Source organism: Paradevosia shaoguanensis (assembly GCF_016801025.1).
In the GTDB taxonomy this organism is placed as follows: Bacteria; Pseudomonadota; Alphaproteobacteria; order Rhizobiales; family Devosiaceae; genus Paradevosia; species Paradevosia shaoguanensis.
Genome location: NZ_CP068983.1, coordinates 2,955,873 through 2,974,387 on the forward strand (window position 1 = coordinate 2,955,873; position 18,515 = coordinate 2,974,387).

An 18,515-nucleotide genomic window follows, 5' to 3' on the forward strand; every position below is an offset into this window, starting at 1 on the left:
TCAGCGCCTCGCTCGCGGGCACCCTTAGCGCGCACCGCCTTCCTGCGCAACGGCCCAGTTAGTAGCAGAACCAATGATCGTTAGAAGAGTCCTATTACAGAGAGTTGACGGCCAGCCTTGGTGCCCTGGTGCGTCGCGTAGCGATGCGAGAAGTAGCGCTCCGGCGAGGCATAGGTGCACGAGCCTGCCTGCTCCACCGCGATGCCTGCCGCTTCAAGCCGGGCACGGACGAAGCCGGGCAGGTCGAAATGCTCCTTGCCTCCCGGCGGCGTCGCGATATGCGCCGCTGCATCTGGATTGATCGCCACGAGGTCGGCGGCGAATTGTGGACCCACTTCATAATTGGCGCCCGAAATCGTCGGTCCGATTACCGCTACGATTCGTTCACGCCGAGCGCCCAGAGCCTCCATGGCGGCGATGGTGTTCTCGGCAATGCCGTGCACCGCGCCCTTCCAGCCGGCATGGGCAATCCCGACCACGCCCGCCTCGCCATCGGCGAAGGCGATCGGCGTGCAGTCGGCGGTGAGGATGCCGAGCAGCAGTCCCGGCTGATTGGTCACCAGCGCGTCGGCGTCAGGCCGTTCGCCGTCAACCGGCAGGGAAGTCAGCGTCACCACCCGGTTGGAATGCGTCTGCGTCAGCGTCGCCAGCCGGTCGAAACCCAGTGCCTCCAGGATGGCGGCGCGATTGCCGGCCACGATGGCACGATCATCGCCCCCACTCTCGGAGACATTGAGCGAGGCGAACTCGCCCGTCGAGCTGCCTCCCAGCCTGCCGAAGAAACCGTGGCGGATGCCCGCGAGCCCGGTCAGTGCTGGGCTGGTTTCGAATGGTGGCTTCATGCACCCACTCCTATCGGCTTGAGGCCGGGGCTGGTGGCCACGAAGACCTTAAAGAGGTCGCCCATCTGCTCGGGGGCGATGAGGCGCTTGAGCGCCGTTTCGATATTGCCCATCTCGTTGGGGTTGGCCCGCGCCAGCGCCGCTGCGCGTTCGCCGATGCCGATGCGCTTGAGGAAAAGACCTTGCGGCGTCAGAGGCTGCACCACGAGCCCGGCGGCGGTCGCGACCTTCCCCAGGGCGTCGAAGTCCACATGCGCCGAAAGATCGGCTTCGCCGGGTTTGGCCAATGGATCGGCATAGGCGTGCCGCGCCACTGCCTGCAACGTCTCGCCGGTCTGCGAGCGGCCATAGCCATAGTCGATAGCGAGAATCGCGCCGCCCTGTGCCGCAACCCTGGCGGCCAGCCGCGCCATCACATCGTTCGCCGCGATACCGGCTTCATAGATCGCGCCCATCGGTGCATCGCGCACTTCCTCCGGCAGTATCTCGGCGGGGATCGGAGTGGGCGAAAGCCCGAAGGCGCGCTTGCCATCACGCAGGCCCACCTGCCGCTCGTGCCAGGCATCCTCGCCCTTGACGAATTGCCGGATCGGCAAGGCATCGAAGAACTCGTTGGCCACGACCAACAGCGGATCGTCGCTCACCGCGTCGATCTCGTCGGCCCAATAGGGCAGGTACTGGCCGAGGCGCTTGTCCTGCTCGGCCTTGAGCACCGGGTTGGTCTCGAACAACTGCAGGTGGGCCGCGTTGGCAAAACCCTCGGCGCGCTTGGTCACGCGCATGACATCGCTCATCAGCGTGCCACGGCCCGGCCCGAGTTCGAGCAGCGTGAACGATCGGGGCTCGTTCATCTGCTGCCAGAGGTTGACGAGGAAGAAGCCGATCAGCTCGCCGAACATCTGGCTGACTTCGGGCGCGGTGATGAAATCGCCCTTGGCCCCGAGCGGATCGGCATTCTTGTAATAGCCCAGGCGCGGATGGGTCAGGCACAGGCCCATATAGGTCGCGATCGACATCGGGCCATTGGTGCGGATCTGCAGGTCGATCAGCTCGCCGAGGCTCTTGTCATCGGCCATTGCTGCGCCTCATCGCATAGATGACGAGGGCGATGCCGGCGATAAGCGTCGGCAGGCTCAGCACCTGGCCCATGGTCAGCCAGCCCCCATAGAGGTAGCCGATCTGCGCATCGGGCAGCCGCACGAATTCGACGAGAATGCGAGACAGCGAATAGCCGATGCCGAATATCCCCGCCACCAAACCGGGTCGGCGCAGGCCATAGGCGACATGCGTCACGTAGCGGATGACGAGGAACAGCACGATGCCTTCGAGCGCCGCTTCGTAGAGTTGACTGGGATGGCGCGGAACGTCGCCGCCATTGGGGAAAATCACGCCCCAGGGAAGGTCGGTTGGTGCGCCGAAAAGCTCGCCGTTGATGAAGTTGGCGATGCGGCCGAGAAAGAGGCCGATCGTGCCCACTGCGCCCACCAGATCGAGGCCCGAAAGCGGGTTACCCCCCTTGTAGCGGGTATAGAATATGATGGCGACCATGATACCGATGAGGCCGCCATGGAACGACATGCCACCATCCCACAGCGCCGGAATCTCCATGGGGTTCGCCATATAGTACTGGAAATTGTAGAACAGCACGTAGCCGATGCGCCCGCCTAGAATGATGCCGAGCACGGCCCAGAAGGCGAAGTCGATGAGATCGCCGGGCGCGAAGGGCGGCTTGTTGTCTTTCCAGAGCGAGTGGCGCTTGAGCAGCGACATGCCGTAAAGCACGCCCAGGCCCACGCCCGCGAGATAGGCGAGGGCGTACCAGCGCACTGCGAACGGGCCAATGGCGAAGGCGATCGGATCGATATTGGGAAACGGCAAATCGGGGCTCCCGAAGAAACTGGCAGGACCATGCAGGCCATGCCTGCTCTGGTCAAGCAGGTCGCGAGGGCCTAAATAAGGTGCAATGCCGTTCGGCGGCAAGCACTTGAAGGACTATGCGCAATGAACCAGGGCAGCAGGATTTTCGACGATCTCGGCCGATTGATGAACGAGGCGGCTGGGGTTGCCGATGGGGTCCGCCGCGAGGTGGAAACCGGGGTCAAGGCCCAGGCTCAGCGCTTCATCGCCGATATGGATCTGGTCAAGCGTGAGGATTTCGACGCCCTGCGTGAACTGGTGCAGGTGCAGAGCGAGGAAATCGCCGCGCTCCGCAAGGAACTTTCCGATCTCAAGCCCGCTCCGCGCGGCAAGAAGGCCGAGTAGCTTTTGCGTCTCGCGGTTATCTCGGACATCCACGGCAACAGCTTCGCCCTCGAAGCCGTGCTGGAGGATATTGCTCGGCAGAATGTCGATGCGACGGTCAATCTCGGGGATGCGCTGAGCGGGCCCATCGATCCGCGACGCACCTGCGACATGCTGCTTGAGCTCAATGCCGCGACCGTTCGTGGCAATCATGATCGCTGGCTGGTCGAAACCGGCGTCTTCGAACTCGGCCCGGTGGACCGCTTCACCCTGGCGCAACTCGAACCGCGCCATGTCGTCTGGCTCGAAAGCCTGCCGGCGACGCGCAACGTCCAGGGCGAGGTCTTCCTTTGCCACGGCACGCCTGCGAGCGACAACGACGTCTGGCTCGACAATTTCTGGAGCGGCCGCAAGACCACTTTGCCCGACGAGGCCTCTGTGACCGCGGCCGCCGAGGGCTACGATTTTCCTGTTCTCCTCTGCGGCCACACGCATCTCGCCCGCTCGGTGCGCCTGCGGGACGGTCGCATGATCGTCAATCCTGGCAGCGTCGGTCTCCAGACCGTCCACGGCTCGCCCGATGCCCGCTACGCCATTCTCGAGAAGAGCGGCGACAAGTGGTCGGTCACGCAGCGCGTGCTCGGCTACGACCATGAGGCCGCTGCGCGCCGCGCCGAAGAGAACGGCTTCCCCAAATGGCGTGAGCCGCTGGTCACCGGCTGGGTCGGCCCCGAAGGCCTCTTCTAGGGTCCGTACTCAATTGCACCGGTCGATGAGGTTGCGATGGCCGCCCCACCCACCGGACTTCCCCGGACTTGATCCGGGGCCTATTGCACCCCTCCACTCGAGTGGCGCAATCCGTGGGCCCCGGCTCTGCGGTCGGCAAGTTCAGTGGTTGTGGCGCGGCAGACTGTCGGATGGGGAGATAAGCGCTCTGGGGGCGCCGGGACTTATTGAGTAGGGCCCTGGGCCAAGTTATCCCCCTCGCTCCTGCCTCCCCGACGCCGATGCCTCGGGGATACTTCGGCTAGTCCGATTTATTGCAGTTCAAATGTGCCAAAAAAGGCCAGAATAACTGGGGTCGAGGCGGCCCTCGTTAAGAACTTGTTAACAATACCAGCCCGATCATCCACAGAAGAAAGCCGTTTCGGTGGCTGCCGAAAGTGCCCGGAATCAACCGTGCAGTGTAGGTTGAAAACACAGGACGATTCGTAGGCTTTCCATGCGTGCGGCAGTTCAATTTGTAAGTTGCGTACCCCGCCGGGTGTTCGCCGGCCGGCCCTTCCACGCGTTGCCAATGCAGGACTAATTTCATGTCTCTTCTGCTGCAGATCGAACCGGACCGCGCAGTGCACCCGGTCGATATCATCGAGCACATCGCGGCAATCAACGATTGGAACTTCGAGCGCCAGGACGCTGACGAAATCTCCATTTCCGTTCGCGGAGGGTGGAGCGACTACCATGTGTCTTTCAATTGGATGGAAGACCTCGAATCCCTGCACATCGCCTCCGCCTTCGACCTCAAGGTCCCTGAAGCGCGCCGCGGCGAGGTCAAGCAGCTCATCGCGCTCGTCAATGAACAGCTCTGGATCGGGCATTTCGATATCTGGAGCAAGGAAGGCGTGGTGCTGTTCCGCAATTCGCACCTGCTGACCGGCGGAGCGGAAGTGTCGCCGCAGCAATGCGAGGCGCTGCTGCGTTCGGCCACCGATTCCTGCGACCTCTACTATCAGGCTTTCCAGTTCGTGGTCTGGGCAGGTAAAAGTGCTTCCGAGGCCTTGAGCCACGTCATGTTCGAGACGGTTGGGGAAGCGTGAGTCTAGACAATATTGGTCCCGTCGTTCTTGCCGGTGCCGGCAAGATGGGTCTGGCTCTGGCGCGCGGCTGGATAGCCGCGGGCCTCAAGCCGTCAAATCTCGTGCTCGTCGATCCCAATCCGGGCGAGCACACCATCACTTTCGCCGTAAAGACCGGCGCCCGTCTCGTTCCGAGCGCCGAGGGCGTCAGCCCCCGCGTGCTGGTGCTTGCGGTCAAGCCGCAGATCATCGGCGACGTGATGGCGCAATTGCGCCCTGTGGTCGGCACTGAAACTCTCGTCGTCTCCATTGCTGCCGGCATTTCGATTGCCGCGATCGCGCAGGGCCTCGGCACGCAGCGGATCGTCCGGACCATGCCCAATACGCCGGCCCAGATCGGCAAGGGCGTCACCGGCGCCGTCTCCGGTCCGGGCGTCGAGGCATCGGATCGTGCCATCGCCGCCGACCTGTTGCAGGCAGCGGGGCAGGTGGCCTGGTTCGACGACGAAAAGGCGATCGACGCCGTCACCGCCGTCTCCGGCTCCGGTCCCGCCTACGTCTTCAACCTGGTCGAGGCCCTTGCCGCCGCCGGCGTTCGCCAGGGCCTTCCCGCTGAACAAGCCATGCTGCTGGCCCGGCAAACCATCGTCGGCGCTGCCTATCTCCTCGAAGCCGAACCCGATATCCCGCCCTCTACCCTGCGTGAGAACGTGACGTCGCCGAAGGGCACGACCGCCGCGGCGCTGGAAGTGCTCATGGGTGCCGATGGCTTCGGTCCGCTGCTCGACCGCGCAGTCGAGGCTGCGCGCCGCCGAAGTGAGGAACTCGGCCGTGGCTGAAATCAGCTATGACGATTTCCTCAAGGTCGATATCCGCACCGGCATAGTGATCGAGGCGCGACCTTTTCCCGAGGCGCGCAAGCCGGCCATTATCCTCATCATCGATTTCGGCCCCGAGATCGGCATCAAGAAGTCGTCGGCGCAGATCACCGTGCACTACAAGCCGGAGGATCTGGTCGGGCGCCAGGTGATGGCAGTGGTCAACTTCCCACCGCGTCAGATCGGGCCGTTGCGTAGCGAAGTTCTCACGCTCGGCTTCGAAGATGAGGGCGGCGCCATCGTGCTGGCAGCGACCGAGCGTCAGGTGCCGAACGGCAAGCGGCTGCTCTAGCTGCGACCTTAACGTGATCACAACATCGCCGGCGATATGCTAATAGCCTGATCCGAAACGATTTGGCGCGGCGGCCTCGGAGGTCGGATGTGAGTGAGAGTGATGCGGCCCTCGGTGTGTCGCAGGCTATGTTCGAGCTGGCGCCTGTTTCGCTGTGGCTCGAGGACTACAGCGGCCTCAAGGCTCTGTTCGACGAGTGGCGTTCTGCCGGCATTTCCGATCTGCGCGAGCTGTTCAAGGCCGATCCGTCACGCGTTCACGAATGCGCCGATCGCATCAGGATCCTGATGGTCAACAGCAAGACGCATTCGCTCTTCGAATCGCGCGACCTCGAACACCTCGTCTCCAACCTCAGCACCGTCTTCCGCGACGACATGATGGAAACCCATGGCGAGGAGATGATCCAGCTTTGGGAAGGCAAGGACGAGTTCGCCAACGTCTCGGTCAATTACAGTCTCAACGGACGGCGCATCGATATCCAGATGACCGGCCGCATCCTGCCGGGGCATGAGCACGACTGGTCGCGTGTGCTCGTGGCGATCGAGGATGTCACCGAGCGTGAAACGGCCCGCCGCAGCCTGGCGCTGAGCGTGCGCTATGCCGAAGGTCTCTTCACGCACTCGCCCGTATCGCTCTGGGTCGAAGATTTTTCGGCCATCAAGCAATTGCTCGAAGACGTCCGTTTCCAGGGCATCACGGATTTCCGCGTCTTCACCGACGTGCACCCCGAATTCGTCGAGCGCTGCATGAGCGAAATCCGCGTGCTCGACGTCAACCAGGCGACGCTCGATCTTTTCGGGGCCCGGACCAAGGAAGAACTGCTCAAGAACCAGCCTCGCATCTTCCGCGACGACATGCTCCGCCATTTCCGCGAGCAGCTGATCGATCTCTGGAGCGGCCGGCTCTTCCACAAGCGGGAAGTAGTCAACTACTCGCTCTCGGGCGAGGAAGTGTTCGTGTTGCTGCAATTCTCGGTGCTGCCGGGACACGAGAACGACTGGTCGCTGGTGCAGGTGGCGCTGACCGACATCACCGCGCGCAAGAAGGCCGAGGCCTATCTCGAATTCCTCGGCAAGCACGATGTGCTGACCAAGCTCTACAACCGTTCGTTCTATGTCGATGAACTCAACCGTATCGACCGCAAGGGCGTGATGCCGGTGTCGGTGATCATGGTCGACGTCAATGGTCTTAAGGCTGCGAACGATCTCTGGGGTCACGCTGCCGGCGACGGTCTGCTACGTCGGGCGGGCGAGGTGCTGGGCAAGGCGATCGAGAAGCCTGCCTGCGCAGCTCGGATCGGCGGCGACGAGTTTGCGGTGCTGCTGCCGGGATTCGACGAAAAGGCGACGCAGGCGGTGGCGCTCAATCTCGAAAAGCTGGTCGTGCTCAACAACCAGTTCTATCCCGGTCTGCCGCTCAATCTCGCCATCGGCCGCGCAACGCGGTTCGCTGACGAGCCGATCGAAGACACGATCAAGCGCGCCGACCTTCAGATGTATCGGTCCAAGAAGGATCACTACGACGCCGAGGCGGTCCGAAAGCGCGCTACCTGATATTGTCGGTCAGGTGCAGCCGGTTCAGCAGCGGCCTATCGTCAGTCTCGACCATGCCCACGAAGAACTTGAGGATCGTGCTGCGGGCATCCGGCTGTAGCGGAGCCAATGCAGCCTCGATGCGGCTCGACTGGGTAGCCGAGAGCGTCTCGAAGAGATCGCGGCCCTTGGCCGTCGGGTAGAGCAGGCGCTGACGACGGTCCGAAGGACCTGTCTTCTGCTCGATATAGCCATTGTCGATCAACTGGCGCAGCACGCGGGCGAGGCTCTGCTTGGTGATCTTGAGCACGTCGAGAATGGTGGCGACCGGCAGGCCGGGCTTGAGGTTCACGAAGTACAGCACGCGGTGATGCGCTCGGCCGAATCCCTGGCGCTCCAGCAGCGCGTCGGCGTCGCGCACGAAATCCCGATAGGCGAAGAAAAACAGCCCCATGACGTCCAGTGGCAGGTCGGTCGACGCCACCGACGAATTTATGTCAGCCTTGTTGACATTTATTTTGTCGGGTGCCATTGTTTCTCCATCAGTTCCGCCAATGTTCCTTATCCCAAAGCCGTTCTAGTTTGCCAAGGGCTTAGGGGTGATGCATGATCGGAACAACCAGGTTTGGCGGCCTTGCGAGGGCCGTTTTAGGGAAGAGATTCGGAGTAAGAAATGGCTTTGCCGATGGACCAGCGCGATGGCTGGATATGGTTCGACGGGGAACTCAAACCGTGGAAAGAGGCCAAGATTCACGTCCTGACCCATGGCCTGCATTATGCAAGCTGCGTGTTTGAAGGTCAGCGTGCCTATGGCGGTGAAGTCTTCAAGCTGCGCGAGCATACCGACCGTCTGATCGCATCCGGCAAGACGCTGGATTTCGACATCCCCTATACCGCTGACGAGATCGACGCCGCCTGCCGCAAGGTGCTGGAAGCCAACAACCTCGTTGACGCCTATATGCGCCCGGTCGCCTGGCGCGGCTCCGAGGAACTGAGCGTTCCCGGCCGTCCGAACAAGGTTCACCTGGCGATCGCCGCCTGGGTCTGGCCGAGCTATTTCTCGATGGAAGAAAAGCTCAAGGGCATCCGCCTGCAGTGGAGCAAGTGGAAGCGTCCGAGCCCGGAGACGATCCCCTACAAGGCCAAGGCTGCCGGTCTCTACATGATCTGCACGCTCTCCAAGGATGCGGCCATGGCCGACGGCTATGCCGATGCGCTGATGCTCGACTATCGTGGTTATGTCGCCGAGGCGACCGGCGCGAACGTCTTCTTCATCAAGGGCAAGGAAATCACCACGCCGACGCCCGATTGCTTCCTCGACGGCATCACCCGCCGCACGGTTATCGCGCTGGCCAAGGCTAACGGCTTCACCGTTACCGAGCGCTACATGAAGCCGGAAGAGCTCGCCAATTTCGACGAGTGCTTCCTCACCGGCACCGCTGCCGAAGTGACCCCGGTTTCGCAGGTGGGCGAGTTCAAGTTCACCCCGGGCGAAGCCTCGCGCACGCTGATCGCCGCCTATTCGGCCGCCGTGCAGCCCAAGCGCGCCGCCGCGGAATAGGCGAAAGATATTATCGCCTTCGAAGGGCCGCCGGTCAGTAGACCGGTGGTCCTTTTAGTTCGAGCTTGTTGCCGAACGGATCGAGCACATAGAAGGAATTGCCCATTCCGCGAGCGCCGCCGTGGAAGGCCTCCTCGACGATCTCGACGCCATGAGCCCTGAGATGCCCACGCATCGCGTCGTGGTCGAAGGGGCTCAAGGCGATGCAGACGTGATCGAGATTGCGGCCGCCCTCGACTGGCGGCCTGGCCCAGGCGCCTTCGGGCTTCGTGTAGTCCTGCAGCACGATTAGGGCATTGCCGCACCAGACCTGCTCCATGCCGAGATGGGGATAGGAGAAGCCGGGCTGGCAGCCGAGCACGTCCTGGTAGAACCGCATCGCTAGGTCCATGTCGGTGACGAGCAGGACGACGTGATCCAGACCCACGAGCGAGAAGGGCGGCTTCGATGGTGTCATCTCAATCCCACCGGGCCTTTGCGTCATCGTCGGCAGACTTGGCGTCGACCCAGCGCGAGCCGGTCGGTGTCTCTTCCTTCTTCCAGAAGGGCGCGTCGGTCTTTAGGTAGTCCATCAGGTATTCGGCACCCTTGAACGCCGCTTCGCGATGCGGGGCGAGAGCCATGACCTGGACGATGGGTTCGCCAGGGCGAAGCGCGCCGTAGCGGTGGATGACCGTGGCCTTGATGAGGCCGAAGCGCGCGATGGCGCTCTCAATCATGGCTTTGACCTGGTTGATGGCCAGGTCCGGGTAGCATTCTAGCACCAGCGCAGTGATCGGATCGCCGGGCTGCGAGCGGACGAGGCCGGTGAAGGTCACCGCGGCGCCGGCGCCGGCATTGGTCGCGAGGAAAGCATTGGTTTCCTCGCCCGGATCGAACGCCGCCGTCTGGATGCGTACGGACATCTCAGCCGCCGGTCATCGGGGGGAAGAGGGCGACGGTATCGTTCGCCGCGACCGGCGCGTCATGGGTGACGATGCGGGCGTTGACCGCTGCCTTGATGAGCTTGCGGTTGGCGAAGGCGAGGTCAGCGGCTTCGTCGTTCGCGGCGAGCCAGTCGATGAGGTCGGAAACGGTCCTGACCTCTGCGGGAGGCGAGACGGTTTCCTCGCCCTTGTTGAGGCGCTCGCGGAGCCAGGCGAAATACAGCACCTTCATCGTCAATTACCCTTCAGCGTCGGCCAGGCGCCGCGGAAATAGTCCCAGCCGGTCCAGACGGTCAGGATACCTGCGACCCAGAGCAGGATCTGGGCGATGATAGCAATGGCCGGGAAGAGGGGGACAAGTAGCAGCGCGCCGAGCGCAACCAGCTGCGCGGTGGTCTTCCACTTGGCGAGCTTGGTTACGTGAACGACGATGCCCTTGTCACCCATGAATTCCCGCAGGCCGGAGACGAAGATTTCGCGCAGCATGATGGCGATGGCCGGGATCAGGTCCCAGGGGCCGATGGTGCCGTCCCACGCGAGGGCGATGATGAGTGCGCCAATGAGGAGCTTGTCGGCAATGGGGTCAAGCATGCGACCGAGCGCCGAGGACTGGTTCCACTTGCGGGCGAGGTAGCCATCGAAGAAGTCGCTGACCGCGGCGGCGACGTAGAGAATGAACGCTGCCCAGCGCAGTTCCGGGAAGCCCGAGATCGCGAGGTAAACGACCACGGGAATCGCGACGATGCGGCCATAGGTCAGCAGGTTCGGCAGGGAGGTGAGATTGCTCGACATGGCGCGAGGGAACAGGGATTAGCGCGATGGGTCAAGCCACAAGCGCGATATTCGTTCAGGTTCGTTGCTGCAATTGGGGCTCCAACCCACCACTGCACTTCCCCGGGCGGAGACCCGGGGCCTATTGCACCGCTCCACTCGAGTGGAGGTATCCATGGGCCCCGGCTCTGCGGCCGGGGAAGTTCCGTGCGGTGCGCCTGCCGCCAACCCATTCCTCCCGACCGAGAGAAATGGGTTGGCAGCTATGCTCACGCCACCTGTTGCTTGACGACCTGACGGCGGACTTCGACGGCCTTTGCCAGGCGCTCCAGAACGGCGACGGTCGTTTCCCAGTCGATACAGCCATCGGTGATCGACTGACCGTAGGTCAGCGGCTTGCCGGGCACGAGGTCCTGGCGGCCGGCGACGAGGTTGGATTCCACCATCACGCCCATGATGCGGGCGTCGCCGGCTTCGAGTTGCTGGGCCACGTCCTCGGTCACGAGCGGCTGGTTTTCCGGCTTCTTGGAGCTGTTGGCGTGGCTGGCATCGATCATGATCGCCGGACGAATGCCGGCCTTGGTGGCTTCGGCAGCGGCGGCTTCGACGCTGGCGGCGTCGTAATTGGTGGTCTTCCCGCCGCGCAGGATGATGTGGCAATCGTCGTTGCCGGTGGTGGCGGCGATGGCCGAGCGGCCGTCCTTGGTGACAGCCAGGAAATGGTGGGGCTGGCTGGCGGACTTTACGGCGTCGAGCGCGATGCGGACATTGCCGTCCGTGCCGTTCTTGAAACCGACCGGGCAGGAGAGGCCGGAGGCCAGTTCGCGGTGCACCTGGCTTTCGGTGGTGCGTGCGCCGATCGCGCCCCAGGCGACGAGGTCGGCGAAATATTGCGGCGTGGTCATGTCGAGGAATTCACAGCCGGCCGGGAGGCCCATGTCGTTGATCTCGAGCAGCAGGCTGCGAGCGCGGCGCAGGCCCTTGTCGATATTGAAGCTGCCATCGAGATCGGGATCGTTGATCAAGCCCTTCCAACCGACCGTGGTGCGGGGCTTTTCGAAATAGACGCGCATGACGATCTCGAGCGAGCCGGCAAGGCGCTCGCGCACTTCCCAGAGGCGGGCGGCGTAATCGAGGGCGGCTTCCGGATCGTGAATCGAGCAGGGGCCGATGACGACGGCGAGGCGATCGTCGCGACCGGAGAGAATGTTATGCAGGGCCAGGCGCGAGCCGGTGACGGTGCGGGTGGCGCCTTCCGTGCGCGGGAATTCCCGGATCACTTCGGCCGGGGTACTCAGTTCGCGCAATTCCTTGATGCGCAGGTCGTCTGTGGATTTCAACATCGGTCGGTTCCTTGTTTGGGACCTCCCGGCGACAAAAAAGCCGCCAGGAAGCTGGCGGCTGTCGGGTATCTGCTTTTGCTTTGTCTTCTATTCAGACCAAGCGCGACCCTCCGTCCGCCAGCGGCATCGGATAGCTAAAGTACCAAAAATAGAAGACCGGGCGGATGGAGTTCATGGGAGGTATATAGCGCGCGTTGGCGGGAGAGGGAATAGGTTTTGTTTGTTTGACTGGGAGGGGTTTGGGGCGAGGTTCGGAATGCGTGCGTGTGGCTCACCCCCCTCCCAGCCTCCCCCGCAAGGGGGGAGATGTTTCGATCAAGTTGCTTGTGAACGATGCGCGCCACAACCGCGATAAGCACCTCCCCCCTTGCGGGGGAGGCTGGGAGGGGGGAGCCACAAGCACATCACTCGGTCCGGTTGAAGTGGTCGTAGATCGTCTGCGCCATCTGTGTGGAAATCCCCGGAATCGCCTGCAGATCCGCAAGTGCGGCACGACTGACGGCCTTGGCGGAGCCGAAGTGGTTGAGGAGGGCGCGCTTGCGGGTGGGGCCGATGCCTTCGATTTCGTCGAGCGGGTTTTTCACCACTTCCTTCTTGCGGCGGGCACGGTGGGTGCCGATGGCGAAGCGGTGGGCTTCGTCGCGCAGGCGCTGGACGTAGTAGAGCACGGGGTCGCGGTGCGGCAGCATGAAGGGCTCGCGGCCTTCCATGTGGAATTTTTCGCGGCCGGCATCACGCTCCTCGCCCTTGGCGATGCCGATGAAGGTCACTTCCTTGGGAAGGTTGAGACCGGCGATGACTTCACGCACCGCGTTGAGCTGGCCGGCGCCACCGTCGATGAAGACGACATCGGGCCAGTCGGGCATGCCGGTCTGATCGTCCTCGGCATCCTCTTCGCTTTCGGCGGCAAGGCGCGAGAAGCGGCGGGTCAGCACTTCACGCATCATGCCGAAGTCGTCGCCCGGGGCGATGTCCTTGGATTTGATGTTGAAGGTCCGATAGTGCTTCTTGGAGAAGCCTTCCTCGCCCGCCACGATCATCCCACCGACGGCATTGGTGCCCGAGATGTGGGAGTTGTCGTAGACCTCGATCCGACGCGGCGCTTCATCGAGCCCGAAGAGTTCGGCGACGCCTTCGAGCAGGGTGCGCTGCGTGGCGCCCTCGGCCAACTGACGGCCTAGTGCCTCGCGGGCATTGTTGAGCGCGTAGTTGACGAGGTCGCGCTTTTCGCCACGCTGCGGGGTCTGGAGATAGACACGCGAGCCGGCACGGGAGGAAAGGGCTTCCTCGATAAGTTCGCGCTCGGTCGGTTCGTGGCTGGTCAGAACCAGCTTGGGCGGAGTGCGCGTATCGTAGAACTGGGTGATGAAGGCCTCGAGCACTTCGGCCTCGGTGAGCGACGCGTCGGCGCGCGGGCGGAAGGCGTGGTTGCCCCAGTTCTGGTAGGAGCGGAAGAAGAAGACCTGCACGCAGAACTGGCCGGCCTCCTGCGCGATAGCGAAGATGTCGGCTTCCTCGACATTGTTGGAGGTGATGTCGCCCTGACTTTGAATGAGGGCGAGGGCGCTCAACCGGTCACGGAGAAGGGCGGCGCGCTCGAAATCGAGGGCTTCGGCGGCCGCGTTCATCTCGTCGGAGAGGCGCGCTTGGACAGCCTTGGACTTGCCTTCGAGGAAATCCTTGGCTTCCTCCACGAGTTCGGCATAGCCCGGCAGCGAGATCTCGCGCGTGCAGGGCGCGGCGCAGCGCTTGATCTGGAATTGCAGGCACGGGCGGGTGCGGGCAGCGTAGAAGCTGGCCGAGCAATTGCGCAGCAGGAAGGCGCGCTGGAGCGAAGTAATGGTGCGACGCACGGCGCCTGCCGAGGCGAAGGGGCCGAAATAATAGCCGGGCCGGCGGCGGGTGCCGCGATGCAGCAGGATTTCGGGTGCTTCATGATCGGTGGCGATGAGGATGAAGGGGAAGCTCTTGTCGTCGCGCAGCGCCACGTTGAAACGTGGGCGCAGGCGCTTGATGAGATTGGCTTCGAGCAGCAGCGCTTCGGCTTCGGTTTCGGTGCGCACGAATTCCATCGTGTGCGTGGCCGAAATCATGCGCTGGATGCGGACAGGCAGGCCTTCCGGGCGCGTGTAATTGGTGACGCGCGCCTTGAGGCTGCGTGCCTTGCCGACATAGATGACTTCGCCTTCCGCATCGAGCATCCGATAGACGCCCGGGGCAGAGGGAAGGGTCTTCACGAAGGCCTTGATGACCTCGGGACCGGTGGCGTGATTGGCTTGGTCGTTCATGATCGGGTTCTAGACCCTGGGAGTCTTGGCACGCGAGGGCCGATATTCAAGATGCTTGCCGCCATCGAGCGCGAGCATTTGACCGGTCATCGACCGCGACTTGAGCAGAAAGAGGACGGCGTCGGCGATTTCCTCGGGTGAAGCGGAGCGCCCGAGAATGGAGCTGGCGACGGACTGGGCGAAGGCTTCGTCCGATTGGCGCTTGTGGGGCAGGATCGGACCGGGGCCGATGGCGTTGACGCGGATGCGCGGCGCCAGCGATTGCGCCAGGGTGCGCGTCATGTCCCAGAGCGCCGCCTTGGAAAGCGTGTAGCTGAAATAGGCCGGCGAAAGGTGCAGGACGCGCTCGTCGACGATGTTGACGATATTGCCTTCGGTATCGGCGGGGAGTTGCAGTGCGAAGTCGCGGGAGAGGAATGCCGGCGCTTCCAGGTGGATCGCCAGATGCATGTCCCAGAGCTCTTCGGTGAGGTCCTCGACGCTGTCCGGATCGAAGAGCGAGGCGTTGTTGACCAATAGCGTGAGCGGCCCGAAGGGCTCGGCGGCGCGGGCAACCAGGGTCCGGCGCTCTCCGCGCTGGCAGAGGTCGGCACGGAGAGCCATTGCTTCGCCACCGGCATCGGCGATCGCGGCCACGACGGCGTCCGCGTCGGCGGACGAGGAGCGGTAGTGGACGATGACCTTGTGGCCGTTGGCGGCCAGCACCTTGGCCAGGGTGGCCCCGATACGGTCAGCCGCACCAGTAACCAGGGCGACGCGATGGTTTGCGGTTTGATTCGACATGAGGAAAATTAGCTGACTTTTGCCGTGACCATAGGGTGCTTTGTGCCTTGCGAGCAATGTCGCATGGCCTGTGGCCGGGTGAACTTGTTTTTGGGGAAGACTGGCGGCTCGTGCGCGCCGGATTTTCAGGTCGCGAACGATAGCAGGTGTCGGGGTGGCTAAAAACCCAGTAACTACAGGGACTATGGCCTATTTACACATTGTTTAGGCTCTTTCCCGACCCAGGCATTGCCGCTAAGCTTCCCCGGCGAGGCGGAGCCGCGCGGCTCCGTTGGTTTCGGACCTCTTGGGGACGTGAAATGGAAGCAATTGTAGCGATTATTGTTCAGCTGCTCGGCGGTGGCATCGGTGGCAATGTTGTCGGTGGGGTTGCCAAGAATTTGAGCCTCGGCACGACCGGTAACTCCATCGCCGGCGCTATTGGCGGCCTGGTATTGACCTGGCTGGCAGGCCGTATTCCCGGTCTCGATGCACTGGTGGGCGCAGCTACCAATGCGGCGGCAGCTGGCGGCGCACCGGCCGGGCTCGATATCGGCGCTCTTGCCGGGCAGGGCGTCACCGGCCTTATCGGTGGCGGTGTACTTACTGCCATTGCCGGCGCTATCAAGAACGCAACCGCCAAGTAGCATTTTTCAGCACGCGAATTCGCTAAGGCCCCGGACGCGGCAGTCCGGGGCCTTGGCTTTGATCTAGCATACCGGGACCGCATCTATGACGAGCAACGCGCAGGCCAATGTGGCGGGGGACAATGTTCGCCTCGGCATCACGCTGGTGCTGATTTCGGTGGTCGTCTTCGGCATCCAGGATGCCGTGTCCAAGATGCTGGTGCAGGATTATTCGCCTTTCCAGATTTCGATGATGCGGTATTGGGGCTTTGCCGCGTTCTCGCTGATCCTCGTCATGCGGCAGGGGCCGATCGGGCGGGCCTTTTCCTCGCGGGCGCCAATGCTGCAGATTTTGCGCGGGGTGCTGCTGGTGGGCGATATCTGGCTCTTCGCGATGGCGCTGCAAACCGTGCCGCTGGCGGAGTTGCAGGCGATCAGCCTCATCTACCCGTTGCTGGTGACGCTTTTCGCCATTCCGTTTCTTGGGGAGAAGGTTGGCCCTTTCCGCCTGGGCGCCGTGGTCGTTGGTTTCCTGGGGGCGATGGTCATCGTGCGGCCGGGTGGTTTGCCGTTGGATGCCGGTGCGCTCTATGCGGTGCTCTCCTGTTCCTTCTATGCCTTTTATATCGTGCTGACGCGCAAGGTGGGTAAGCTCGACACCACCGCGACCAGCATGGCCTATACCGGCGCTGTCGGGCTGCTGATGACGAGTGCGGTGGGCATTTTCCACTGGTCGCCGATGGATTGGCGCGGCGTGGGCATGGTGGTTGTCGTGGCGTCGACCACGTGCCTGGCGCATGGGCTGATGATCAAGGCGCTGTCGCTGGCGCCGGCCAGCGTGCTCCAGCCATTCAGTTACTTCTCGCTGCCTTGGGCGATTTTCCTCAGCTACGTGATCTTCAACCACCTCATAGACCCGCTCTCGTTCGTGGGGGCGGCGGTGATCGCGGCGGCGGGGTTGGTGGTGATGGCGCGCGAGCGTTTAAGGGGCTCGGTCAGCGGCGGCGCTGAAACGCCACTACCAGGTAAAGAATGATCCCGATAAGGAGCATGACGGCTCCGAGCGGAGCCACGGTCAGTGACAGCAGGGCGGGCACCAGCGGATCGGCCTGCGGCAGGAAGAACGCGAAGGCCAGCGCGGGGACTACGCCGATGGCCAGCAGAACAATGCCTAGCCATAAAAACGCACTGGCCCAAATATACATCGGAAGTCCCTGACGTTGACAGTTCGGGCAATGTGACCAAACTCGCGACGTCATGCAAACGAAAGGCCTTGTTATGCGTATCGTTGCGATCGTTTTGGGTTTGCTCGTGGCGGCGGCGATGGCCGGCCCGGCGCCGGCGCAGCAGACCGACAATATGCTGGGTCTGGCTTATTCCACTTTCCTCGATCGGCCCGGCTGGGAGCGGTTCGATATCGCCAAGGTCGAGGCCGATAGCCAGGCGAAGCTGGCCGATGCCGGCGCTGCGGGGCGTATGAGCCCCATCGAGAAGGCGCTGGTCTATGTCGACGCGATGGAGCCGCCGCTCGGCAAATCGCGGACACTTCTGCGCTATGGGCAGGTGGGAGCGGTCTCGTTCATCGAGGTGGACCGCTACAATCTAGGTACCTCCGAGGTGCCGCATGTGGCGTGGCGGTTCAACTTCGAGCCGGCCGGCGAGGTTGCGGCGCAGCTCAAGAACGCGTTGCGGCGCGAGATCCCGGCCGACGAGGCGACCGCGACCGATTGCCTGATCGCCGAATGCCTCGAGAACAAGGCTTCCACTGAGGGCAGTTTCGCCTGGAAGGCGGGCGAAGCGCCGCAGGGCGGCTGGGCGCCGGCCTATGCCAAGGCCGCCGAGAGCGGGCATGCGGTGAGTGCGTTCGCGGCGGCGGAGATGGCGGTGGCGCTCAATATCGCGGGTGTCGAGGGGGACAAGTTCGTGTGGCGGGGGCCGGAGCAGCCGGAGGGGATGACGGATGGGTCTCCGTTCCTGTTTTTCCTCGATGACCGGGGGATACCGGATGAGGGCAGGAACGACGCCATCATGGGGATGATCCGGCTCAATGACCATGCGCTGGCCGAGATGTGGACCCGACGGATGGATGACGGGGCGACCGTAGGCTGGCAGAACGCTGTGGTCGGACGGTCAGGAGCACCTTGAACTCGCGGGAAGCGAGGGGCATTTCTTTTTGCGGGAAATGTTCGGACTTTTCGCGAGGTAGCGACTGATGGGTATTCTGCTCGAGATCGGGCTGGTCCTGGTGATCATCGGGGTGGTGTTCACCATGGCCACGCGCGGCAAGAACGCCAATGAGCGCGAGACGCTCACCGAGCGGCGCGTGGAAGCCTATATGCAGACCATCCGCCGCGAGCGCTCCAACCCCGAGCTCAGCGCGATGAGCGACGTGGAATTGCGCGACCTGCTGCTGTCGAGCGCGCGCAACCTCAAGATCGAAACCGAGCGCAAGACCTGGGTTCTGGTCGGCATCGGGGCGGTGTCGGTGGTGGCCGGGTTCGTGGTGGCCAACCAGGATGGGCCGCGGGGCTTTGCGATCGCGCTCGCCATCGGAGCGGTGGCGATCTACGGGCTCAACGAATTCTGGAGCCGCAGGATGCGCGATCCCCTGGTTGCCCGGGGGATCGACATCGAGCGGCTCAAGGTCGAATAGACCC

23 protein-coding genes are annotated in these 18,515 nt (G+C 63.2%); 11 read left to right on the top strand and 12 right to left on the bottom strand.

Annotation, left to right across the window (positions count from 1 at the left end; all coding sequences use genetic code 11):
- Nucleotides 1-80: 80 nt before the first annotated feature.
- From pgeF to lgt, 3 genes are read right to left on the bottom strand one after another with little or no spacing between them, the layout of a single operon-like run.
- Entirely contained in the window at nt 81-842 is a 762-nt protein-coding gene (gene pgeF / locus JNE37_RS14095) for a peptidoglycan editing factor PgeF (RefSeq protein WP_203063394.1), read from the bottom strand.
- A complete protein-coding gene (locus JNE37_RS14100) occupies nt 839-1,918 on the bottom strand; it encodes a class I SAM-dependent methyltransferase (RefSeq protein WP_203063397.1) in 1,080 nt (359 codons plus the stop codon). The genes pgeF and JNE37_RS14100 overlap by 4 nt, the downstream gene beginning before the upstream one ends.
- Nucleotides 1,908-2,720 (bottom strand): prolipoprotein diacylglyceryl transferase, encoded by an 813-nt coding sequence (gene lgt / locus JNE37_RS14105; protein WP_035092396.1) that lies wholly within the window; start codon nt 2,718-2,720, stop codon nt 1,908-1,910. Before lgt ends, JNE37_RS14100 begins: the two co-directional genes overlap by 11 nt.
- Nucleotides 2,721-2,843: 123 nt before the next feature.
- On the opposite strand from lgt, the gene JNE37_RS14110 reads away from it, so the two are divergent.
- The 6 genes from JNE37_RS14110 (at nt 2,844) to JNE37_RS14135 (ending at nt 7,602) form a co-directional block, all read left to right on the top strand.
- A complete protein-coding gene (locus JNE37_RS14110) occupies nt 2,844-3,104 on the top strand; it encodes an accessory factor UbiK family protein (protein WP_035092393.1) in 261 nt (86 codons plus the stop codon).
- A gap of 3 nt (nt 3,105-3,107) precedes the next feature.
- Nucleotides 3,108-3,830, top strand: a complete 723-nt coding sequence (locus tag JNE37_RS14115; protein WP_203063398.1) for a metallophosphoesterase family protein — start codon at nt 3,108-3,110, stop codon at nt 3,828-3,830.
- A 566-nt stretch (nt 3,831-4,396) separates the two neighbouring features.
- Complete coding sequence (locus JNE37_RS14120) at nt 4,397-4,900, top strand: type III secretion system chaperone family protein (protein WP_035028363.1); 504 nt, start codon at nt 4,397-4,399, stop codon at nt 4,898-4,900.
- Complete coding sequence (proC, locus tag JNE37_RS14125; RefSeq protein WP_203063400.1) at nt 4,897-5,718, top strand: pyrroline-5-carboxylate reductase; 822 nt, start codon at nt 4,897-4,899, stop codon at nt 5,716-5,718. Before JNE37_RS14120 ends, proC begins: the two co-directional genes overlap by 4 nt.
- Nucleotides 5,711-6,049 carry a tRNA-binding protein gene (locus JNE37_RS14130; RefSeq protein WP_379125233.1) on the top strand — a complete coding sequence of 113 codons (339 nt, stop codon included), beginning with the start codon at nt 5,711-5,713 and terminating at the stop codon, nt 6,047-6,049. Before proC ends, JNE37_RS14130 begins: the two co-directional genes overlap by 8 nt.
- Before the next feature lie 128 nt (nt 6,050-6,177).
- On the top strand, nt 6,178-7,602 hold the full coding sequence (locus JNE37_RS14135; protein WP_203066395.1) for a sensor domain-containing diguanylate cyclase: 1,425 nt from the start codon (nt 6,178-6,180) through the stop codon (nt 7,600-7,602).
- Here JNE37_RS14135 and JNE37_RS14140 read toward each other — a convergent pair.
- Nucleotides 7,595-8,113 carry a MarR family winged helix-turn-helix transcriptional regulator gene (locus tag JNE37_RS14140; RefSeq protein ID WP_246513278.1) on the bottom strand — a complete coding sequence of 173 codons (519 nt, stop codon included), beginning with the start codon at nt 8,111-8,113 and terminating at the stop codon, nt 7,595-7,597. The genes JNE37_RS14135 and JNE37_RS14140 overlap by 8 nt on opposite strands.
- Before the next feature lie 141 nt (nt 8,114-8,254).
- On the opposite strand from JNE37_RS14140, the gene JNE37_RS14145 reads away from it, so the two are divergent.
- On the top strand, nt 8,255-9,142 hold the full coding sequence (locus tag JNE37_RS14145) for a branched-chain amino acid aminotransferase (protein WP_035028351.1): 888 nt from the start codon (nt 8,255-8,257) through the stop codon (nt 9,140-9,142).
- A 34-nt stretch (nt 9,143-9,176) separates the two neighbouring features.
- Here JNE37_RS14145 and JNE37_RS14150 read toward each other — a convergent pair whose 3' ends face one another.
- From JNE37_RS14150 to JNE37_RS14180, 7 genes are all read right to left on the bottom strand, one after another.
- The gene (locus tag JNE37_RS14150; protein WP_203063402.1) at nt 9,177-9,599 is read right to left on the bottom strand and encodes a VOC family protein; all 423 of its coding nucleotides are present in this window, start codon (nt 9,597-9,599) and stop codon (nt 9,177-9,179) included.
- Between the two features lies 1 nt (nt 9,600).
- The gene (locus tag JNE37_RS14155; protein ID WP_035028344.1) at nt 9,601-10,047 is read right to left on the bottom strand and encodes a molybdenum cofactor biosynthesis protein MoaE; all 447 of its coding nucleotides are present in this window, start codon (nt 10,045-10,047) and stop codon (nt 9,601-9,603) included.
- A gap of 1 nt (nt 10,048) precedes the next feature.
- On the bottom strand, nt 10,049-10,300 hold the full coding sequence (gene moaD, locus JNE37_RS14160; protein ID WP_182399664.1) for a molybdopterin converting factor subunit 1: 252 nt from the start codon (nt 10,298-10,300) through the stop codon (nt 10,049-10,051).
- 2 nt (nt 10,301-10,302) lie between these two features.
- The gene (gene pgsA / locus JNE37_RS14165) at nt 10,303-10,860 is read right to left on the bottom strand and encodes a CDP-diacylglycerol--glycerol-3-phosphate 3-phosphatidyltransferase (RefSeq protein ID WP_203063403.1); all 558 of its coding nucleotides are present in this window, start codon (nt 10,858-10,860) and stop codon (nt 10,303-10,305) included.
- Nucleotides 10,861-11,108: 248 nt separating this feature from the next.
- Nucleotides 11,109-12,182, bottom strand: a complete 1,074-nt coding sequence (locus JNE37_RS14170; protein WP_035028334.1) for a 3-deoxy-7-phosphoheptulonate synthase — start codon at nt 12,180-12,182, stop codon at nt 11,109-11,111.
- 404 nt (nt 12,183-12,586) lie between these two features.
- Nucleotides 12,587-14,470 carry an excinuclease ABC subunit UvrC gene (gene uvrC, locus JNE37_RS14175; protein ID WP_035028332.1) on the bottom strand — a complete coding sequence of 628 codons (1,884 nt, stop codon included), beginning with the start codon at nt 14,468-14,470 and terminating at the stop codon, nt 12,587-12,589.
- Between the two features lie 9 nt (nt 14,471-14,479).
- A complete protein-coding gene (locus tag JNE37_RS14180) occupies nt 14,480-15,253 on the bottom strand; it encodes an SDR family oxidoreductase (RefSeq protein WP_203063404.1) in 774 nt (257 codons plus the stop codon).
- Between the two features lie 299 nt (nt 15,254-15,552).
- Here JNE37_RS14180 and JNE37_RS14185 point away from each other — a divergent pair, with 299 nt between their 5' ends.
- Nucleotides 15,553-15,879, top strand: coding sequence for a hypothetical protein (locus JNE37_RS14185; protein WP_035028326.1), 327 nt, complete (start codon nt 15,553-15,555; stop codon nt 15,877-15,879).
- Nucleotides 15,880-15,964: 85 nt separating this feature from the next.
- Nucleotides 15,965-16,894 carry a DMT family transporter gene (locus JNE37_RS14190; protein ID WP_203063405.1) on the top strand — a complete coding sequence of 310 codons (930 nt, stop codon included), beginning with the start codon at nt 15,965-15,967 and terminating at the stop codon, nt 16,892-16,894.
- Here JNE37_RS14190 and JNE37_RS14195 read toward each other — a convergent pair.
- Nucleotides 16,854-17,063, bottom strand: a complete 210-nt coding sequence (locus JNE37_RS14195; protein WP_203063406.1) for a hypothetical protein — start codon at nt 17,061-17,063, stop codon at nt 16,854-16,856. The two genes, JNE37_RS14190 and JNE37_RS14195, sit on opposite strands and share 41 nt — an antisense overlap.
- Before the next feature lie 73 nt (nt 17,064-17,136).
- On the opposite strand from JNE37_RS14195, the gene JNE37_RS14200 reads away from it, so the two are divergent.
- Together JNE37_RS14200 and JNE37_RS14205 are read left to right on the top strand one after the other, a co-directional pair.
- Nucleotides 17,137-18,003, top strand: coding sequence for a hypothetical protein (locus JNE37_RS14200; protein ID WP_203063407.1), 867 nt, complete (start codon nt 17,137-17,139; stop codon nt 18,001-18,003).
- A gap of 67 nt (nt 18,004-18,070) precedes the next feature.
- On the top strand, nt 18,071-18,511 hold the full coding sequence (locus JNE37_RS14205; protein WP_203063408.1) for a hypothetical protein: 441 nt from the start codon (nt 18,071-18,073) through the stop codon (nt 18,509-18,511).
- The last annotated feature ends 4 nt before the right edge of the window (nt 18,512-18,515 follow it).

What these genes read in the sequence shown, in the direction of transcription:
- JNE37_RS14170 (WP_035028334.1), bottom strand. Translation starts at nt 12,182, where the DNA reads ATGTTGAAATCCACAGACGACCTGCGCATCAAGGAATTGCGCGAACTG.
- pgsA (WP_203063403.1), bottom strand. Translation starts at nt 10,860, where the DNA reads ATGTCGAGCAATCTCACCTCCCTGCCGAACCTGCTGACCTATGGCCGC.
- JNE37_RS14110 (WP_035092393.1), top strand. Translation starts at nt 2,844, where the DNA reads ATGAACCAGGGCAGCAGGATTTTCGACGATCTCGGCCGATTGATGAAC.
- JNE37_RS14200 (WP_203063407.1), top strand. Translation starts at nt 17,137, where the DNA reads ATGCGTATCGTTGCGATCGTTTTGGGTTTGCTCGTGGCGGCGGCGATG.
- uvrC (WP_035028332.1), bottom strand. Translation starts at nt 14,470, where the DNA reads ATGAACGACCAAGCCAATCACGCCACCGGTCCCGAGGTCATCAAGGCC.
- JNE37_RS14190 (WP_203063405.1), top strand. Translation starts at nt 15,965, where the DNA reads ATGACGAGCAACGCGCAGGCCAATGTGGCGGGGGACAATGTTCGCCTC.
- JNE37_RS14155 (WP_035028344.1), bottom strand. Translation starts at nt 10,047, where the DNA reads ATGTCCGTACGCATCCAGACGGCGGCGTTCGATCCGGGCGAGGAAACC.
- JNE37_RS14100 (WP_203063397.1), bottom strand. Translation starts at nt 1,918, where the DNA reads ATGGCCGATGACAAGAGCCTCGGCGAGCTGATCGACCTGCAGATCCGC.
- JNE37_RS14145 (WP_035028351.1), top strand. Translation starts at nt 8,255, where the DNA reads ATGGCTTTGCCGATGGACCAGCGCGATGGCTGGATATGGTTCGACGGG.
- JNE37_RS14205 (WP_203063408.1), top strand. Translation starts at nt 18,071, where the DNA reads ATGGGTATTCTGCTCGAGATCGGGCTGGTCCTGGTGATCATCGGGGTG.
- moaD (WP_182399664.1), bottom strand. Translation starts at nt 10,300, where the DNA reads ATGAAGGTGCTGTATTTCGCCTGGCTCCGCGAGCGCCTCAACAAGGGC.
- pgeF (WP_203063394.1), bottom strand. Translation starts at nt 842, where the DNA reads ATGAAGCCACCATTCGAAACCAGCCCAGCACTGACCGGGCTCGCGGGC.
- JNE37_RS14150 (WP_203063402.1), bottom strand. Translation starts at nt 9,599, where the DNA reads ATGACACCATCGAAGCCGCCCTTCTCGCTCGTGGGTCTGGATCACGTC.
- JNE37_RS14180 (WP_203063404.1), bottom strand. Translation starts at nt 15,253, where the DNA reads ATGTCGAATCAAACCGCAAACCATCGCGTCGCCCTGGTTACTGGTGCG.
- JNE37_RS14185 (WP_035028326.1), top strand. Translation starts at nt 15,553, where the DNA reads ATGGAAGCAATTGTAGCGATTATTGTTCAGCTGCTCGGCGGTGGCATC.
- JNE37_RS14195 (WP_203063406.1), bottom strand. Translation starts at nt 17,063, where the DNA reads ATGTATATTTGGGCCAGTGCGTTTTTATGGCTAGGCATTGTTCTGCTG.
- JNE37_RS14135 (WP_203066395.1), top strand. Translation starts at nt 6,178, where the DNA reads ATGTTCGAGCTGGCGCCTGTTTCGCTGTGGCTCGAGGACTACAGCGGC.
- JNE37_RS14140 (WP_246513278.1), bottom strand. Translation starts at nt 8,113, where the DNA reads ATGGCACCCGACAAAATAAATGTCAACAAGGCTGACATAAATTCGTCG.
- JNE37_RS14120 (WP_035028363.1), top strand. Translation starts at nt 4,397, where the DNA reads ATGTCTCTTCTGCTGCAGATCGAACCGGACCGCGCAGTGCACCCGGTC.